Origin of the sequence: Cumulibacter manganitolerans (assembly GCF_009602465.1) — a bacterium.
Classification (GTDB): Bacteria; Actinomycetota; Actinomycetes; order Mycobacteriales; family Antricoccaceae; genus Cumulibacter; species Cumulibacter manganitolerans.
In genome coordinates, this window is the sequence record NZ_WBKP01000008.1 from 1 (window position 1) to 17,008 (window position 17,008).

The 17,008-nt window shown below is 72.0% G+C and carries 17 protein-coding genes; 10 read left to right on the top strand and 7 right to left on the bottom strand.

The genetic code is table 11. From position 1 onward, the window contains the following. Positions 1-165 precede the first annotated feature (165 nt). From F8A92_RS04580 to purU, 3 genes are read left to right on the top strand one after another with little or no spacing between them, the layout of a single operon-like run. Complete coding sequence (locus tag F8A92_RS04580; RefSeq protein ID WP_228389204.1) at positions 166-783, top strand: TetR/AcrR family transcriptional regulator; 618 nt, start codon at positions 166-168, stop codon at positions 781-783. A gap of 45 nt (positions 784-828) precedes the next feature. Beyond that, entirely contained in the window at positions 829-1,452 is a 624-nt protein-coding gene (locus tag F8A92_RS04585) for a class I SAM-dependent methyltransferase (RefSeq protein ID WP_153503797.1), read from the top strand. Further along, entirely contained in the window at positions 1,449-2,318 is an 870-nt protein-coding gene (gene purU, locus F8A92_RS04590) for a formyltetrahydrofolate deformylase (protein WP_153503799.1), read from the top strand. The genes F8A92_RS04585 and purU overlap by 4 nt, the downstream gene beginning before the upstream one ends. Here the strand turns inward: purU and F8A92_RS04595 are convergent. Further along, complete coding sequence (locus tag F8A92_RS04595) at positions 2,281-3,300, bottom strand: FkbM family methyltransferase (protein ID WP_153503801.1); 1,020 nt, start codon at positions 3,298-3,300, stop codon at positions 2,281-2,283. The genes purU and F8A92_RS04595 overlap by 38 nt on opposite strands. A 172-nt stretch (positions 3,301-3,472) precedes the next feature. Between F8A92_RS04595 and F8A92_RS04600 the strand changes: the two genes are divergently transcribed. Then, positions 3,473-4,261 carry a CPBP family intramembrane glutamic endopeptidase gene (locus F8A92_RS04600; protein WP_228389205.1) on the top strand — a complete coding sequence of 263 codons (789 nt, stop codon included), beginning with the start codon at positions 3,473-3,475 and terminating at the stop codon, positions 4,259-4,261. A 10-nt stretch (positions 4,262-4,271) separates the two neighbouring features. Here F8A92_RS04600 and F8A92_RS04605 read toward each other — a convergent pair whose 3' ends face one another. The 4 genes from F8A92_RS04605 to F8A92_RS04620 form a co-directional block, all read right to left on the bottom strand. Continuing rightward, positions 4,272-6,017, bottom strand: a complete 1,746-nt coding sequence (locus F8A92_RS04605) for an alpha/beta-hydrolase family protein (RefSeq protein WP_153503803.1) — start codon at positions 6,015-6,017, stop codon at positions 4,272-4,274. Positions 6,018-6,074: 57 nt separating this feature from the next. Further along, entirely contained in the window at positions 6,075-7,700 is a 1,626-nt protein-coding gene (gene pruA / locus F8A92_RS04610) for an L-glutamate gamma-semialdehyde dehydrogenase (RefSeq protein WP_153503805.1), read from the bottom strand. 61 nt (positions 7,701-7,761) lie between these two features. Then, positions 7,762-8,691, bottom strand: a complete 930-nt coding sequence (locus F8A92_RS04615; RefSeq protein WP_153503807.1) for a proline dehydrogenase family protein — start codon at positions 8,689-8,691, stop codon at positions 7,762-7,764. Positions 8,692-8,796: 105 nt separating this feature from the next. Further along, entirely contained in the window at positions 8,797-10,005 is a 1,209-nt protein-coding gene (locus tag F8A92_RS04620) for an acyl-CoA dehydrogenase family protein (RefSeq protein ID WP_153503809.1), read from the bottom strand. A 200-nt stretch (positions 10,006-10,205) separates the two neighbouring features. Between F8A92_RS04620 and F8A92_RS04625 the strand changes: the two genes are divergently transcribed. From F8A92_RS04625 to F8A92_RS18910, 6 genes are all read left to right on the top strand, one after another. Beyond that, positions 10,206-11,447 carry a glycosyltransferase family 39 protein gene (locus F8A92_RS04625; protein WP_194291360.1) on the top strand — a complete coding sequence of 414 codons (1,242 nt, stop codon included), beginning with the start codon at positions 10,206-10,208 and terminating at the stop codon, positions 11,445-11,447. An 87-nt stretch (positions 11,448-11,534) separates the two neighbouring features. Beyond that, on the top strand, positions 11,535-11,930 hold the full coding sequence (locus tag F8A92_RS04630) for a TOBE domain-containing protein (protein WP_153503813.1): 396 nt from the start codon (positions 11,535-11,537) through the stop codon (positions 11,928-11,930). 2 nt (positions 11,931-11,932) lie between these two features. After that, positions 11,933-12,724 (top strand): molybdate ABC transporter substrate-binding protein, encoded by a 792-nt coding sequence (gene modA / locus F8A92_RS04635; RefSeq protein ID WP_153503815.1) that lies wholly within the window; start codon positions 11,933-11,935, stop codon positions 12,722-12,724. 5 nt (positions 12,725-12,729) lie between these two features. Further along, positions 12,730-13,536 (top strand): ABC transporter permease, encoded by an 807-nt coding sequence (locus tag F8A92_RS04640; protein ID WP_153503817.1) that lies wholly within the window; start codon positions 12,730-12,732, stop codon positions 13,534-13,536. After that, positions 13,533-14,582 (top strand): ABC transporter ATP-binding protein, encoded by a 1,050-nt coding sequence (locus F8A92_RS04645; protein ID WP_153503819.1) that lies wholly within the window; start codon positions 13,533-13,535, stop codon positions 14,580-14,582. The genes F8A92_RS04640 and F8A92_RS04645 overlap by 4 nt, the downstream gene beginning before the upstream one ends. Before the next feature lie 11 nt (positions 14,583-14,593). Next, positions 14,594-15,631: a molybdenum cofactor biosynthesis protein MoaE gene (locus F8A92_RS18910; RefSeq protein WP_228389206.1), complete on the top strand. Its 1,038-nt coding sequence runs from the start codon at positions 14,594-14,596 to the stop codon at positions 15,629-15,631. Positions 15,632-15,702: 71 nt separating this feature from the next. Here the strand turns inward: F8A92_RS18910 and F8A92_RS04655 are convergent, their stop codons facing one another. Together F8A92_RS04655 and moaA are read right to left on the bottom strand one after the other, a co-directional pair. Next, a complete protein-coding gene (locus F8A92_RS04655) occupies positions 15,703-15,945 on the bottom strand; it encodes a MoaD/ThiS family protein (protein ID WP_153503821.1) in 243 nt (80 codons plus the stop codon). Further along, positions 15,946-16,995, bottom strand: a complete 1,050-nt coding sequence (gene moaA / locus F8A92_RS04660; RefSeq protein ID WP_153503823.1) for a GTP 3',8-cyclase MoaA — start codon at positions 16,993-16,995, stop codon at positions 15,946-15,948. Positions 16,996-17,008: the final 13 nt, after the last annotated feature.

The window sequence follows — 17,008 nt, forward strand, 5'->3', positions numbered from 1 at the left end:
CCCGATAATGCTTCTGGCCCATACGCCAGCCCCTCCAGATCGACAACATGTCTCACCAGAGGCTGGCGCATAGGGACGTCGCCCGAAGTCGCAACAACACAACGGGTGGCACGCGTCGGGGAGCCGAAACCGAATCGGGTTCGGTGCGCCCGGTATGCTCGCCGGGTGGCTATCCCCGCAGTCGGCGCGACGTCCGACCAGACCCGCGGCGGCGGCGCCCGAGCCGCCGCGATGCGCGCATCGCTGCTCGACGCCGCCCGCGAGGTGTTCGTGGGGGTCGGCTACATCGACGCCTCGGTGACGTCGATCGTCGAGCGGGCCAGCGCGTCGGTGGGCAGCCTCTACCACCACTTCGGCGGCAAGCCCGACGTCTTCATCGCGCTCTACCAGGAGTACGAGGCGCGCTGCTCGCACGCCGCGGCGCTCGCCGTGGCGACCGCCCGGGAGGCCGGCGAGTCGGACCCGGTCTCCCTCTTCGTCCGCGGCGCCCGCGGCTACCTGGAGCAGACCCGGGCGGACGCCGATCTCACGGCACTGTTCCTGGGCGGCGACGGTCCGCCCGGATTCAACGCGCTCCGCCGGCGGGCGGCCGCGGAGTGGGTGCGCCAGAACGGCCGGCTGATCCGCGCCGACGAGCGCCGCAACGGCGAGGCGCTGGTGCGGGTGCTCACGACGGTGACGGGCTCGGCCGGCCGCGAGGTTGCCGCGGCGGAGAGTGACGAGCACGCCGCCGAGCTGGTCGACGATTTCTGCGCGCTGATCGGCCGCGTGGCCGCCGAGTAGCGAACCGGCAGCAACACCCGCGCGTCCGGCTGCGAGAATCGAGCCATGACCGCGCCCCGGAGCCGCTTCGACATCACCCGCCCGGCGGGCGAGCGGCTGGAGGCGTACGTCGCGAAGTTCACCGCGAAGTACGAGGCAGGAGCGGACGTCGCCGGAGAGGCCCGGTTCATCGACGCCCTCGCCGACCGCGGGAGTGCGATTCTGGACGGCGGGTGCGGCACCGGCCGGACGGGCGCGGCCCTCACGCAGGCGGGCCACCGGGTGCTGGGTGTCGACCGCAGCCCCCGGCTCGTCGAGGTCGCCCGGCAGTACTTCCCGCACGCGCGGTACGCGGTACGCGACCTGCTCGAGGTGTCGTCCGTCGACCTGGTGGACGCCGGCCTCCCGCCGCGGGCCGACGTCATCGTGCTCGCGGGCAACGTGATGCCCTGTCTGGCCGGCGGTACCGAGCGGCAGGTGCTGGAGAACCTCCGGTCGCTGCTGGCAGTCGGGGGCCGGCTGGTGCTGGGCTTCCGCACCGACCGGGAGTACACCGTCGCGGACCTCCACCGGCACCAGAAGGAGCTGGGCCTGCGCGAGCTGCACCGCTTCAGCGACTGGCAGCTGGGCAGCTGGCGGGAGGACGCGGCGTGGATAGTCAGCGTGATGACCTACGAAGGAACGGAATGACCGACGCGAAGCCCGAGTACCTCGTCACCCTCCAGTGCCCCGACCGGCCCGGCATCGTCCGCGCGCTGACCGACTTCCTGTTCCAGCAGGGCGCCAACATTCTCGACCTGCAGCAGCACTCCGACCGGATCACCGGCCGGTTCTTCGCGCGGGTGCACACCGAGTTCGTCGGGCCCGTACCCGGCCTCGACGCCATCCGCCGGGACTTCGCCGGGGTCGCCGGGGAGTTCGCGATGCAGTGGCAGATCGTGGACGTCACCCGGCCGATGAAGACCCTGGTGCTGGTCAGCAAGATCGCGCACTGCCTCAACGACCTGCTGTTCCGGTTCAAGCACGGATCGCTAGGCATCGACATACCGGTCGTCGTGTCCAACCACCCGGACCTGCGCGAGATGGTCGAGTCGTACGGCGTCCGCTTCGAGCACGTCCCGGTGATCAGGGACACCAAGGCCGGGGCCGAGGCGCGGATGTTCGAGCTGATCGACGAGTACGAGGTCGACCTGGTCGTCCTCGCCCGCTATATGCAGATCCTGTCGGCGGACGCGTGCGCGCGGCTGGCCGGGCGGGCCATCAACATCCACCACTCGTTCCTGCCGTCTTTCAAGGGCGCCAAGCCCTACCATCAGGCGCACGACCGCGGCGTGAAGATCATCGGAGCCACCGCGCACTACGTCAGCGACGTGCTCGACGAGGGTCCGATCATCGAGCAGGACATCGCGCGGGCGTCACACACGATGACTCCCGAGGGGCTGGTCAGCGTCGGGCGGGACGTCGAGACGCAGGTGCTGGCCCGCGCCGTGAAGTGGCACAGCGAACGCCGGGTGTTCCTCAACGACCACCGGACAGTCGTCTTCTCAGACCGCTGAGCCGGCCGCGGCCCGATGCCGGCGGCTGCTCCCCGGCGGCGGGTGGCCGGGCCGCGCCGACCGACGGCTGGTTCGCGCCGGCCGACGGCTGGTCCGCGCCGGCCGACGGCTGCTGGGTCGCGCCGTCGGACCAGGTGCCGTCGACGTCGTCGATGTCGGCGTGCAGGTGGTGGGTCATGTAGTTGCCCTGGTACTCGGCGGCCGCGAGCACCCGCGGGTCGCGCGCGAAGTCGTTGCGCGCGAAGACGACGTTGAACTGGTTCTCGTACTCGATGTCGCGGGCGATCGGCTGGAACCCCTCGGCGAGGAAGTGCTCGAGGACGTCGAGCGAGAGCCACTGGCCCCGCCAGATCGGCTTCTCCTCCACCTCGATCTTCACCACCGTGCAGGACCGGAAGAAGCCGGCCCCGCCGCCGAGCACGGCCCCGGACGCGCCTTCGACGTCCACCCACGCGCACGTGGGGACGGTGAGCTCGTCGGCGAAGAACGCGTCCAGCGAGGTCGCCGGCACGGCGACCTTCTCGTACGTGGTGTCCTCGGCGGTGCGCAGCAGCAGCGAGCTGTTCCCGGTCACCTCACGCAGCTGCTCACCGGCGACCTCGCGGCGCAGGTGGAAGGTCAGCTCGGTGGGGCCGTCGGCCACGGCCATGTGCAGGTACTCGATCGGGACGTCGTCCGCGATCTCGCCGCGGTAGCGCGCATGGTTGTGCGGGTTGGCCTCGAACGCGACCACCCGCGCCCGCGGCAGCGTGCGACGCGCCCGCCGGGACGCCTCGGCCTTGTACGCGCCGATCTCGACGAACCGGGCCGGCTCGGCGATCTCCACGAGACGGAAGAAGAACTCGTCGAGGTGGGCGGCGGAGCGCGACCGGCCCCCGTACATGTTCGAGTAGCTCGCCACCTGACCGCGAAGCTGCTGGTCGTACAGGCGGGCGAGCGCCGCGATCCAGGGGTCGGTCGGCCGGCGCGCGTCGGGTTCCATGACGTCGACTGTACGGAACGGCCGGCGGCGAGCCGGGCAGCGACCGGCCGTGGCTGTGGTCGGGCACACTGCGACCTCGGCCGCACCGGCGCCCCTCGAAACCGGACGCTAACGGGCCCGCGACTACCGTGGTCGATCAGTGCTGAACCCCCGCAGACTGGAACCGGATCTCGTGACTGACTCGACGCTGCCGACCGCGGCGATCGGCCGCGGCGTCGTCGCGCCGCGCATCTCCCGCCTCGCCGCCTGGCGCAGCCGGCCCCCGTGGTCGGGCGCCGTCCCGCGCACCGTCGCGGTGCTGGTCGCACTGCTGGGGCTGAACCTCGCCGCGCACACCACCGGGCTGCCGGCCGCGGTCGTCATCCCGGTCGGCGCGGCGGTGCTCGCCGTGCTGGCGTGGGCGAGCGGCCTGCGCATCCGGTCGCTCGGGCTGCACCACCACCACCTCCGGCACGGCCTGAAGGTGGGGCTGCTCAGCGCGGCCGCGGTGGCCGCGGTGCTCGCCGTCGCGCTGTTGATTCCGCAGACGGCGCAGTTCTTCCACGACACGCGCTACGCCAGCCTGTCCGAGGTGGCCACGGCGGTACTCGTCATGATCCCGCTGACCACCGTGCTGCCGGAGGAGCTCGCCTTCCGCGGCGTGCTCGACGGAGCCCTGCAGCAGCACCTGGGCCGGACCGGGTCGTACGCCGTCGGAGCGCTCGCGTTCGGCGCCTGGCACGTGCTGACCACCGGGGCCCTGACCCGCGGCAACAGCGGGCTCGGCGGCATCGTGGGGTCGGGACTCACCGGTCAGCTGCTGAGCATCGGCGGGGTCGTCGCGGCGACCTCGGCCGCGGGCGTCGCGCTGATCTGGCTGCGTCGCCATACCGGCTCCTTGCTCGCACCCATCGGGCTGCACTGGGCGATCAACGGGCTGGCCGCCATCGCCACCCGCATCGCGACCCACCCGCCGTTCTGAGCCGGTCCGCTCAGCCGCGGGTGCCGGCACGGATCGCCGCGACGATCGAGGAGTAGTCGGTCTTCGGGTCGCGGCCCAGGACGCCCGCCCACGCCGGTACCAGCTCGTCCTGGTAGACGTGCCCGTGCCCGACGCTGACGTCGGTCGCCACCGTCATGTCGGCGCTGACCTGCAGCAGCGTCGCGATCGGCATCCACCCCAGCTTTCCGGTGACGTCCCGCCCCCCGGGCTCGTTCACCCAGTCCGGCGTCCGGAACATCAGGTCCATGCTCCACCACACGACCGGGTCGGAGGGGTGCTGCAGGTACACGACCCTCGGCGCCTGCCAGTCGCCTAGCGGGCGCCCGTACTGGTCGGCGCTGAGCTCGGCCTGGTCGGCGGCGAACCGGAAGTGCCGGCCGTTGTCCACCACCGGGTTGACCTCCGTCGATCCCGGGGTGCGGTCGGCCGTGAGCGTCTTGTGCAGCGGCGTGAACGCCGGCGTGCCGCTCCACACTGCGCCGTCCACTCCGGCGAGCAGGTCGGTGGGTGACCCGAAGGCCGCGTTGCCGCCGTAGGCGCCCAGCGACTCGCCACCGACGTACAGCCGCGGACGGTTCTGCTCCGGCAGCGCGTCGATGCGGTTGCGCACCGCCTGGTACAGCAGCCGGCCGGCCGTGCGCGGCGTCTCGGTGTCGGTCAGCAGCGCCAGCGCGGACGGGAACGTCGAGTACTGCATCGCCGCGATCGCGGTGTCGCCGCCGCCGAGGTACTCGAAGGCCGAGGCGTGCCATTCGTTGACCCAGCCGGTGCCGGTCGTGGTGTAGAGCAGGATGGCCGGCCGGGAGAAGGCGCCGGTGCGGTCGAGCTCGCCGACCACCGCAGTGACGGCCTGCTGCAGCGACCGGTCGCGGATGCCGGCGTACACCCGGATCGGCTCGACGGCCGGCGCCCCGGTCGCCCGGGAGATCTCCGCGGCGGTCGGGCCGTCCGCGACGAACTGGGCGCCCGCGGACCCGAGCGACTCCCACGACTCGCTCGAGCCCGGTCCGCCGCTGCGCAACGGCGACGTCGGGCGGCGCACGCCGTCGGGCGCCCGGGCGTTGCTGGCCAGCGAGGTGCGCTCGGCGACCTGCAGGATGTTGGCCAGCAGCAGCCGGTCGACGAGGACGCCGACGAGGACGACCACGATGAGCGTCGCCGCGATGTGCGACAGGGCCGCCGGCAGCACCCGCCGGCCGATCTGGTCGACCCGCGCCACCATCCAGTGGATTCCGCGGTAGGTGAGCAGCAGGCTCCCGAACACCAGCGTCGTCACGAGCAGGCTGCCGATGACGTAGCCGCGGTCGGGCGCGGGCGCGCCGACGAGCCGCGCGCTGTCGCGTTGCCAGCGCAGGCTGATGATCTGCGCGCTGATGTACACCACCACCACGCCGACCATCCAGCCGATCGTGATCGCGTGGCGGACCCGCGCGCGGACGGAGTACCGGAACCGGGCCCACCGCGCGAGCTTCTGCAGGAGCCAGCCGATGAGGACGCCGACGGGATAGAACGCGGTGAGCACGATGCCGCTGATGACGCCCTGGATCGGCCACGGCCGCGGCAGCAGCGACGGGGACAGCGACGCCAGGAGGCCCAGGAGCGCGGTGACGGTACCGGTCGTGGACAGCCCGCGCAGCCGGGTCGCCCGCAGCGCGACCAGGTAGTCGCCGGCCCGGGCGGCCCGGCTGCGCGGGGGCCCGACGGGCCCGGGTCGCTCAGTGGTCTCGACAGTCATCCGACTCAGTCTGCGCCTCGGCAGAGGCCACGATCAATCGGCGTCGAGGGGGCTCCCTCAGCCCTGGTGCGGGTAGCGGATCGCGGTCGGCGGGACGAAGGTCTGCTTGATCGCCCGCGCCGACACCCACCGCTGCAGGTTGATCGGAGAGCCGGCCTTGTCGTTGGTGCCCGAGGCACGCGACCCGCCGAACGGCTGCTGTCCGACGACCGCGCCGGTCGGCTTGTCGTTGATGTAGAAGTTGCCGGCGGCGTTGCGCAGCACCGCCCGGGCGGTCGCGATCGCCCGGGCGTCCCGGGCCAGCACCGCGCCGGTCAGCGCGTACGCCGCCGTCCGGTCGACCAGCCCCAGCGTCTTCTCGTAGTCGCGGTCGGCGTACACGTACACGCTGAGGATCGGGCCGAAGTACTCGGTCCGGAACATCTCGTCCTCCGGGTCCTCGCCGACCAGCACCGTGGGGCGCACGAAGTAGCCTTCGCTGTCGTCATAGTCGCCACCGGCGAGCACGCTGACGCCCGGGGTGGCCCGCGCGCGGTCGATCGCGGCCCGATGCTTGGCGAACGCCGCCGCGTCGATGACCGGTCCGGTGAAGTTGCTGAAGTCCAGCGGGCTGCCGACCGGCAGCGCATCGGTCTCCGCCGCGAGCCGCTTCTCGAGCCGTCGCCACAGCGATCGCGGCAGGTAGGCGCGGGAGGCCGCCGAGCACTTCTGCCCCGAGTACTCGAACGCGCCGCGCACCAGGGCCGTCAGCACGGCGTCCGGGTCGGCGGACGCGTGCGCGACCACGAAGTCCTTGCCGCCGGTCTCGCCGACCAGGCGGGGATAGCCCCGGTACCCGCCGATCCGCGACCCGACCTCGCCCCACAGCCCCTGGAAGGTCCTCGTCGACCCGGTGAAGTGGACGCCGGCGAGGTGCTCGCTCGCGAGGGCCGCCTTCGAGACCTCCGCGCCGTGCCCCGGGAGCATGTTGATCACGCCGTCCGGCAGGCCGGCCGCCTGCAGCAGCTGCATGGTGAGCGACGCGGCCAGCTGCTGGGTCATCGACGGCTTCCACAGCACCACGTTGCCCATCAGCGCGGGAGCGGTCGGCAGATTCCCGCCGATCGAGGTGAAGTTGAACGGCGTGATCGCGTAGACGAAGCCCTCCAGCGGCCGGTACTCGAGGCTGTTCCACACGCCGGGCGCGTGCGCCGGCGGCTGCTCGGCGTAGATCTGCCGCGCGTACGCGACGTTGAACCGCCAGAAGTCGATCAGCTCGCAGGCGGCGTCGATCTCGGCCTGGTAGCAGCTCTTGCCCTGGCCCAGCATCGTGGCCGCGTTCATCCGCATCCGCCACGGCCCGGCCAGCAGGTCGGCCGCACGCAGGAACACGCCGGCGCGGTCGTCGAAGGACATCGCCGCCCACTCGGGCGCCGCCGCGAGCGCTGCGTCGACGGCGTCCTGCCCGTCCTGCGCCGTGGCCTGCGCGGAGACCGCGAGGACGCGGCGGTGGTCGTGCGGAGCGGCCACCGTGAACCCCTGCCCGCGGCCCATGACCTCCTTGCCGCCGATGACCGCGGGCAGCTCGACCCCGTCGTCGTGCGCGTCGAGCGCCGCCTGCAGGTCGCTGCGGTCGGCGGAGCCGGGCTCGTACGTCCGGACCGGTTCGTTCACCGGCGGCGGCGGTGTGGTGATGGCGTTCATCAGTGGCTCCCCTCGAGGTGGCGGACGTGGCGCGGCGGCGCGGGTGTGCCGCCCCAGCGGCTCAGGTGCCGCCGGGGCGGAACGACCGTAGGAAGAAGGTCAGATTGGCCGGTCGCTCGGCCAGCCTGCGGGTGAAGTAGCCGTACCAGTCGTCGCCGAACGGCACGTAGGCGCGGACCCGATGCCCGAGGTCGGCGAGCCGGCGCTGCTCCGCGGAGCGGATGCCGTACAGCATCTGCAGCTCGAAGTCCCCGAGGCCCTTGCCGTGCCGGATCGCGAGGCTGAGCGCGTGCGTGATCATCGCGGGGTCGTGGCTGCCCACCATCGGATACCCGTCGCCGGCGAACAGCCGCTCCAGGCCGGCGGCATACGCCGCGTCGACGGCGGAATCCTCGAGGGCCACCGAGGCGGGCTCGTCGTACGCGCCCTTCACCAGCCGCACCCGGGAGCCGCGACCGCACAGCTTGTCGAGGTCCTCCGGCGTACGGCGCAGCATCGCCTGGATCGCGACTCCCACGCTGGGGACGTCGGCGCGCAGCCGGCACAGCGCCGCCAGCGTGTGGTCGGTGGTGGTGTGGTCCTCCATGTCGAGAGTGACCAGGATGCCGGCGGCGGTCGCCGCCTGCGTGATCGTCCGTGCGCCGGCGAGGGCGAGGTCGTCGCTGACCGTCTGGCCGAGGGCCGACAGCTTGAGGCTGATCTCGGTGCCGGTCGCCAGCCCGGCGGCGCGGAGGGCGTCGACCAGACGCAGCGCCACCGTCACGTTGGCGGTGACCTCGCGCCGGCCCACGACGTCCTCGCCGAGATGGTCGACGGTCGCGAGGATGCCCTGGGCGCGCAGCGCGGCGACGGCCCGGACGGCGTCGGCGACCGTCTCCCCGGCGACGAATCGCGCGACGACACTCCGCGTCGCGGGCAGGGAGGTCAGGGCGGACTTGATCGCCGGCCGGCGGGCGGCCCACAGCATCGGCCGGCGCAGCGCGAATCCCATAACGTGAGACTAGCCGCTCGCTCAAGTCTTGCGCTGGCGGTGGCTTGTACCCCGCTATCGCGCCGATAGCGGGGTACAACCCACCGCGAGAAGCGCCCGGGTGGGCTACTTCTGGGTGTGCTTGGCGATCTCCTTGCGGGCGACCGTGCGGATGTGCACCTCGTCCGGGCCGTCGGCCAGGCGCAGCGTGCGGGCCTGCGCGTACATGTTGGCCAGCGGGAAGTCGTCGGACACGCCGCCGCCGCCGTGGATCTGGATCGCGCGGTCGATGATGCCGCAGACCACCACGGGGGTGTTCGCCTTGATGGCCGCGATCTCGATCTGCGCGCCCTTCGCCGAACCGGTCGAGTCGATGAGCCACGCGGCCTTCTGCACCAGCAGGCGGGCCTGCTCGAGCTCGATGCGCGAGCGCGCGATCTGGTCGCGGACCACGCCCTGGTCGATCATCGGGCCGCCGAAGACCTCACGCGACGCCGCGCGCTCGACCATCAGCTTGATGGCGCGCTCGCCCATGCCGATCAGCCGCATGCAGTGGTGGATGCGGCCGGGGCCGAGGCGGCCCTGCGCGATCATGAAGCCGTCGCCCTCGCCCATGAGGAGGTTCTTCTTCGGGACGCGCACGTCCTTGAACTCGATCTCCGAGTGGCCGTGCTGGTCCTGGTAGCCGAAGACCGGAAGGTGCCGGATCACGTTGACGCCCGGCGTGTCGCGCGGCACGAGCACCATCGACTGCTGCTTGTGCGGATGCGCCGTCGGGTCGGTCTTGCCCATGACGATGAAGATCTTGCAGCGCTCGTCGGCGGTGCCGGAGATCCACCACTTGCGCCCGTTGATGACGTAGTCGTCGCCGTCGGACTCGATGCGGGTCTCGATGTTGGCCGCGTCGGACGACGCGACGCGCGGCTCGGTCATCGCGAACGCCGAGCGGATCTCACCGGCCAGCAGCGGCTCGAGCCACTCCTGCTGCTGCTCCTTGGTGCCGAACAGGTGCAGCGTCTCCATGTTGCCGGTGTCCGGCGCGGCGCAGTTGATCGACTCGGGGGCGACCTCGGGGACCCAGCCGGTGATCTCCGCGATGGAGGCGTACTCGACGTTCGTCAGGCCGGAGACGTCCTTCAGGAAGAGGTTCCACAGGCCGCGCTTCTTGGCCTCCGCCTTCAGCTCGTTCATCACCGGCGGCAGCTCGTGGTTGTCGTGGCCGGCCTTCTCCCGCCACTCGTTCCAGGTCTTCTCGGCCGGGAAGATGTGCGACTCCATGAAGTCCCACATCCGGGCCTGGTAGTCCTTGGCCTTGGCGCTGTGCTCGAAATCCATGCGTTCCTCCTGGGTTCGCTCGCGGCGGAGTCGGTGCCTGCGATGCGGGGCGATCGGCGGCCGCGTGCGGCGGGCCGAGGCTTGCGAATCTCTTCCTCTGTCTACACGATGGGTGCCTACCGAACAAGCGCTCGGTAGGTATCTCACTGCCGCGTCCCGCGGGCCGTCGTGCCGCGTCCCGCGCTCTCTACGATGACCGAGTGGATCAGGCCGTCGACGACCGGGTGCGACCGGTGCAGTGGTGCCGTCGCGACCTCGTCCGGATCGGCTGGCTGGTCGCGGCGTACGTCCTCATCAGGCTGCTGGGACTGGGGCTGCTGGACGCCGCCGTCCACCTTCCCCGGGACAGCCCGGCGATCACGCCGGACTCGCCGGCCGGCGCCGTCGTCGTCCCGTCGACGTACGACAAGCTCGGCGCCTGGGACGGCGGCTGGTACGTCGCCATCGCCGAGCACGGCTACCCCGATCACCTCGAGATGACCGACCCGCACCACGACGACACCGCGTCGCTGGCGTTCCCGCCGCTCTACCCGATGCTGATCCGGGTCCTGTACCTGCTCGGCATGCCCGCGCTCGGGGGCGGCCTGCTCGTCACCGCCCTGGCCGGGGTGGCCGCGGTGGTGGGCGTCTACGCGGTCGCGCGCGAGCTGCTCGAGCCGCGCGGCGCGCTGCTCGCCGCGCTGCTGTGGGCCGCCGGCCCGATGACGATCGTGCTCGCGATGGTCTACAGCGAGGCGCTGTTCGTCGCGCTCGCCGCCTGGGCGATCTGGCTCGCGCGGCGCGGATGGTGGCTGACCGCCGGCGTCCTGGGGCTGCTCGCCGGGCTCACTCGGTCGACGGGCCTGGCGGTCGGCGCGGCACTGGTGGTCGCCTGGCTGCTCGCGCGCCGCGACGGCCGGCCCGGGCCGCGCGCGGTGGTCGGCGCCGCGCTCGGTGTGCTCGGCGTCCCGCTGTGGTGGCTCTACGTCGCGATCGTCAGCGGCCGCGTCGACGGCTGGTTCGCCGCGCAGCGGTTCTTCTGGGGCTCGCGCTTCGACTTCGGCGCCGCGACCGCCAAGCACGGCTGGCGGACGCTGACGTTCGACGCGAGCCTGGACCCGCTGGGCCGCGTCGTGCACGCCGCGGCCTCGTTCGCGATGCTGGTGGCCGTCGTGCTGCTCCTAGCGCTGCTCGGTGAGGCGCTCGGGGGCCGGTGGGACGCCGCGCGGTGGTGGCCGGTCGCTGCGTACGCCGCCGTGCTCGTCGTCCTGGCGGTCGGCTCGGCGGGGTTCCCGCAGTCGAAGATCCGGTTCCTGGTCCCGATGTTCCCGTTGCTGCTGCTCCCGGCCCGCCGGCTGGCGACCGGCGGTCTCGCGGCGCGGGCGGGGACTCTCGTCGTGCTCGCGGTGGGCGGCGCGTGGTTCGGCGCCTTCATGCTGACCGTGTGGCCGTACGCCATCTGAGCCGGTCAGCGCGGCTGTCTGCCGAGTGGGCAAACGCGAGGATCTGTGCGCGTACGTGCTCGCGGATGCGGTGCTATCGTCGTCGACATGACGCAACTGCGTATCGGGGAGGCCGCCGAGCTGCTCGGCGTGTCGACCGACACCGTCCGGCGGTGGGTCGACGGAGGAAAGGTCAAGTCGGGGGATGCCGCCGGCAAGCACGGGGTGGACGCCGTGGATCTGGCGCGCTTCGCCGCCGAGCAGGCGCACACCCCCGACCCCGGCCGCGGGGGCGAGGCCTCCACCCGCAACCGGTTGAAGGGCATCGTCACCCGGATCACCTCCGACCGGGTCATGTCCCAGGTCGACATCCAGGCCGGCCCCTACCGGGTCGTCTCCCTGCTGTCCACCGAGGCCGTCCGCGAGATGGGCCTGCAGGTGGGCAGCGTCGCCGTCGCGTCGATCAAGGCGACGAACGTCGCGATCGAGAAGGCGGGGGGCTAGCCATGAGCCGACCACGCGGCGTCGCGCGACTCGTCCCGGTCGTCCTCGCGCTGGCGCTGACCGGATGCGCCAGCAGCGCGGCCGACGACACGACGTCGAGCGGCGGCGCGAGCTCGTCGTCCGCCTCCGGCGAGATCAACGTGTTCGCCGCGGCATCCCTGAAGGAGTCCTTCGAGACGATCAAGACCGACCTCCAGAAGCGCGATCCCGGCCTGACGATCAACCTGCAGTACGGCGCGAGTGGCCAGCTCGCCACGCAGATCCAGCAGGGCGCGCCCGCCGACGTGTTCGCCTCCGCCGACGAGACGTCGATGAAGACGCTCACCGACGCCGGGATCGTCGGGGCCAGTACGGTGTTCGCGACCAACAGGCTGCAGATCGTCGTCCCGAAGGGCAACCCGGGCAAGGTCACCAAGCTGGCCGACCTCGCCGACCCGAAGCTGACGGTCGTGACGTGCGCCGAGGCGGCGGCCTGCGGCAAGACGCAGAAGAAGATCGAGGCCAAGGCCGGCATCACGATCTCCTCCGACTCCCAGGAGCCCGACGTGAAGTCGGTGCTGCAGAAGGTCGCGATGGGGGAGGCGGACGCCGGTCTCGTCTACGTCACCGACGTGAAGTCGCAGCCGGACAAGGTCGAGGGCATCGACTTCCCGGAGGCGGCCGAGTTCGGCAACCAGTACCCGATCGGGATCGTGAAGCAGGCCCCCGACCCCGCCGCGGCCAAGGTCTTCGTCGACTACGTGACCGGCGAGGGACAGCAGGCGCTGCAGACCCGCGGGTTCGGGAAGCCGTAGCGCGAGTGCGAGACGCCGCTGGAACGACCGGACGACGCGTCCCGCTGCTGCTCGTCGTCCCGGCCGCGGCCGCCGTGCTGTTCCTGCTGGTGCCACTGGCCGGCCTGCTGATCAAGGCGCCGTGGCCGCGGTTCGTCGACAAGATCGCCTCACCGGGCGTCGGCCAGGCGCTCGGGCTCTCGCTGGTGACCGCCACCGAGACCACGCTGGTATGCCTCCTGATCGGCATCCCGCTGGCCTGGGTGCTGGCCCGGACGAGACTCCCCGGACGCCGGTTGCTCCGCGTCCTGGTGACCGTCCCACTGATCCTGCCGCCGGTCGTCGGCGGCGTCGCGCTGTACTCCGCCCTCGGCCGTCAGGGCGTCCTGGGCCGCTGGCTCTACGACTGGTGGGGCGTGAGCATCCCGTTCACGCACCTCGCCGTCGTCCTCGCCCAGACCTTCGTCGCGCTGCCGTTCCTCATCCTCAGCGTGGACGGCGCGCTGCGGTCCTCCCGAGGCGAGCTGGAGGAGGCCTCCGCGACCCTCGGCGCCGACCGGTGGACGACGTTCCGCCGCGTCACCCTGCCGCAGATCGGACCTGCCGTGGGGGCGGGCGCCGTCCTGGCGTGGGCGCGGGCGCTCGGCGAGTTCGGCGCGACCATCACGTTCGCCGGCAGCCTGCCCGGCCGCACCGAGACCATGCCGGTCCGCGTCTACACCGAGCTGATCGACGACTACGACGGGACGATCGTGCTGTCGCTGCTGCTGCTGGCGGTCGCGGTGATCGTGCTGATCGCGCTGCGCGGGCGCTGGGTGCAGGGACTGTCGTGAGCTTCCTCGACGCGCACGTCCGCGCGACCCGCGAGCGGGTCGAGGTCGACCTGCCCCTGCAGGCGTCGGCCGGGTCGGTGCTCGCGCTGCTCGGCCCCAACGGCTCCGGCAAGTCGACGGCGCTGGCGGTCGTCGCCGGACTGCTGCGCCCCGCCGGCGGCCACGTGCGGGTGGACGGGCGAGTGCTGCACGACTCGCAGCGGTGGCTGCCGCCCGAGCAGCGGCGGGTCGGCGTCGTCTTCCAGGACGGCCGGCTGTTCGGTCACCTCAGCGCCCTCGACAACGTCGCCTACGGTCCGATGGCGCGCGGGCTGCCGCGGCGGGGCGCGCGCGCCAAGGCCCGCGAGGTGCTCGCCGCGGTCGGCGCGGAGCACATCGCCGGCGTCCGGCCCCGCGAGCTCTCCGGCGGCCAGGCGCAACGGGTCGCGCTGGCCCGGGCGCTGGCCACCGATCCGGACCTGCTGCTGCTCGACGAGCCCCTGTCGGCGCTGGACGCCGGCTCACGGATCGGCGTCCGCGCGGACCTGCGCCGCTACCTCGGGGACTTCGGTGGCGTGGCGATCGTCGTCACGCACGACGTCGTGGACGCCACCGCGCTCGCCGACCAGGTCGTCGTGATCGAGGACGGCAAAGTGGTGCAACGGGCGACGCCGAGCGAGCTGGTCGCCGCACCGCGCACCCGCTACGTCGCGGACCTCGCCGGGCTCACGCTGCTGCGCGGCACCAGCGACGGCCGCTCGGTCGCGCTGGACGGCGGCGGCACGATCCAGGTGCCCGGACCGACCGGCCCGGTGCTCGTGGCCGTGCACCCGCACGACGTCCGGGTGCATCCGGATGCGTCCGCGGCCGCCGAGCGACGTAACGTATGGAGCGGAACAGTCAGCGATCTCGAGCAACGGGGCCTGGTGCTTCGGGTCGAGGTTGTGGCCGACGGCGGCCCGGCCCTAGTGTCGGAAGCCGATGCCTTGCAGCACTCGACGCTCGCGGTCGGCGACAAGGTGACACTTTCGCTCGATACGGACAGCTTGGTGGTGTATTCGCAGTGAGCATTGCGGGCATGGTGCTGGCGGCAGGCGCCGGAACCAGGATGGGCATGCCCAAGGCGCTCGTCCGGCTCCCGGGCGGAAAGTCGCTGCTCACGCATTCGCTGCAGGTGCTGCGCGAGGGCGGCTGCGAGGACATCGTCGTCGTCCTCGGCGCCGGCGAGCCGTTCGTGCGCAAGGCGCTCGAGGTGTGGCAGGACAGGATCGAGAAGATCATGGGCGACGGCCGGCTGCACATAGTCAGCAACCCGGACTACGCCGAGGGCATGTCGACGTCGGTACGGGCCGGGCTGGCCGCCGCTCAGGAGCTCGGGCCGCAGACCGACGCCGTGGTGATCCAGCTCGTCGACACCCCGGAGATCAGCCCCGACGCGATCGACCGGCTGCGCAAGGTCGGCGGCCCGAGCGCGCTCGCCGTCGCGACGTACGGCGGGATCATCGGCCACCCGATGCTGATCGGTCGCGAGCACTGGGCGCCGATCGCCACCTCGATCTCGGGGGACGTCGGGGCCCGCCAGTATCTCAACGGCCGCGACGACCTGCAGAAGATCGCGTGCGACGGACTCGGCTCACCGGCCGACATCGATACCCCCGAGCAGCTGCGCACCTTCACCCACCGTGACCTGGTGCGCACCGACATCCGCAAGGCCGAGGTCACGCAGAGCGAGATCAGCGTGTCGTTCCTCGAGCTGCTGGTGCGCGACCGCCGAGCGGGCGCGGTCGTGACCTTCAGCGGAACGGTGCGCGACCACGACCACGGCCGGCAGGTCGAGCGACTGAACTACATGGCGCACCCGAGCGCCGACGAGGTGATCCGGACGATTACCGCCGAGGTCGCGGCGATGTCCGGCGTCCGCGGTATCGCGGTGCAGCACCGCGTCGGAGAACTCGCCATCGGCGACATCGCGATCGGCTGCGCCGTCGCGGCCGACCACCGCCAGGAGGCCTTCGAGACCTGCTCGATGCTGGTCGAGCGGGTCAAGGCCGAGCTGCCCGTCTGGAAGCACCAGATCTTCGAGGACGGCACCGACGAGTGGGTGAACGCCCCCTAGCCCCCGTTGTGCTGTGCCCACTCCGGGCGTCGTCGCCCGAAGCGGCAACAACACAACCGGGGCGGCCCGTCTCAGCCGCCGGCGAACGGCGGGAGGACGTCGATGCTCTGGCCGGCGGAGACGACGACTTGTTGGTCGGTCGTGGCGGTGCCGTCGACCAGGAAGCTGCACGCCGGCAGCACCTTTATCATCAGCGAGCCGTGGTGGTCACCGATGCGTTCGACGATCTCGGCGAGCGTGCCCGGCTCGACGTGCTCCTCCTCGACACCGGCCGCCGCGGCCGCCGCCGCGAAGTACCGCACCTGAACCGTCATCTAGCCGCCAATCGCTGACATGGGCCGGGCGGGCTGCAGGAACGACGGATCGTCGATCCCGTGCCCCGGACGCTTGCCGAACATCGCCGCGCGCCACCGGTCGGCGAGCTCGTCGTCGGACGCGCCGCCGCGCAGCGCGGCCCGGAGGTCGGACTCCTCGGTGGCGAACAGGCAGTTGCGGATCTGCCCGTCGGCGGTCAGCCGGGTGCGGTCGCAGTCGCCGCAGAACGGGCGGGTCACCGACCCGATCACGCCCACCTTGCTGGGGCCGCCGTTCACCAGCCAGGTCTCGGCCGGCGCGGCGCCGCGGTGCGCCGGATCGGGCGACAGGTCGAACGCGCTCTCCAGCGAGCGCAGGATCTCCTGCGCGGTGATCATCTGGTGGCGGTCCCAGACGTGGCCACCGTCGATCGGCATCTGCTCGATGAACCGCAGCTCGTAGCCCCGATCCAGGCACCACCGCAGCAGGGCGGGCGCCTCGTCCTCATTGACGCCGCGCATGAGCACCGTGTTGATCTTCAGCGGCTGCAGGCCGGCGGCCGCCGCCGCCTCGATGCCGTCGAGGACGTCGTGCAGGCGATCCCGCCGGGTCAGCGCCTGGAACCGCTCACGGTCCAGCGTGTCGAGCGAGACGTTGACCCGGTCCAGCCCGGCGTCCGCGAGGGCGGCCGCGATCTTGCCCAGCCCGAGACCGTTGGTGGTCAGGGCGGTGCTCGGCCGCGGCCGGAGATCGGTGACCTGGTCGATGATCGAGACGAGGCCCGGACGCAGCAGCGGCTCGCCGCCGGTGAAGCGCAGCTCGTCGACGCCCAGCTTCTCGACCGCGATCCGCGCCAGCCGCACGATCTCGTCGTCGGTCAGCAGCTTGTCCTTCGGCAGCCACGGCAGACCCTCGGCAGGCATGCAATACGTGCACCGCAGGTTGCACTTGTCGATCAGCGAGATGCGCAGGTCGGTGGCGACCCGCCCGAACCGGTCGACGAGGAGGCCCTGCGCGCGCAACCGCTCGACGCGCTGCTCGCGGGTCTCGGTGGTCTGCGTACTGGTCATCTGTCCGAGTGTA

What these genes read in the sequence shown, in the direction of transcription:
- F8A92_RS18910 (WP_228389206.1), top strand. Translation starts at nt 14,594, where the DNA reads ATGGTGCTGGCGGCAGGCGCCGGAACCAGGATGGGCATGCCCAAGGCG.
- F8A92_RS04605 (WP_153503803.1), bottom strand. Translation starts at nt 6,017, where the DNA reads ATGACTGTCGAGACCACTGAGCGACCCGGGCCCGTCGGGCCCCCGCGC.
- F8A92_RS04655 (WP_153503821.1), bottom strand. Translation starts at nt 15,945, where the DNA reads ATGACGGTTCAGGTGCGGTACTTCGCGGCGGCGGCCGCGGCGGCCGGT.
- F8A92_RS04615 (WP_153503807.1), bottom strand. Translation starts at nt 8,691, where the DNA reads ATGGGATTCGCGCTGCGCCGGCCGATGCTGTGGGCCGCCCGCCGGCCG.
- F8A92_RS04585 (WP_153503797.1), top strand. Translation starts at nt 829, where the DNA reads ATGACCGCGCCCCGGAGCCGCTTCGACATCACCCGCCCGGCGGGCGAG.
- pruA (WP_153503805.1), bottom strand. Translation starts at nt 7,700, where the DNA reads ATGAACGCCATCACCACACCGCCGCCGCCGGTGAACGAACCGGTCCGG.
- F8A92_RS04595 (WP_153503801.1), bottom strand. Translation starts at nt 3,300, where the DNA reads ATGGAACCCGACGCGCGCCGGCCGACCGACCCCTGGATCGCGGCGCTC.
- purU (WP_153503799.1), top strand. Translation starts at nt 1,449, where the DNA reads ATGACCGACGCGAAGCCCGAGTACCTCGTCACCCTCCAGTGCCCCGAC.
- F8A92_RS04620 (WP_153503809.1), bottom strand. Translation starts at nt 10,005, where the DNA reads ATGGATTTCGAGCACAGCGCCAAGGCCAAGGACTACCAGGCCCGGATG.
- moaA (WP_153503823.1), bottom strand. Translation starts at nt 16,995, where the DNA reads ATGACCAGTACGCAGACCACCGAGACCCGCGAGCAGCGCGTCGAGCGG.
- modA (WP_153503815.1), top strand. Translation starts at nt 11,933, where the DNA reads ATGAGCCGACCACGCGGCGTCGCGCGACTCGTCCCGGTCGTCCTCGCG.
- F8A92_RS04630 (WP_153503813.1), top strand. Translation starts at nt 11,535, where the DNA reads ATGACGCAACTGCGTATCGGGGAGGCCGCCGAGCTGCTCGGCGTGTCG.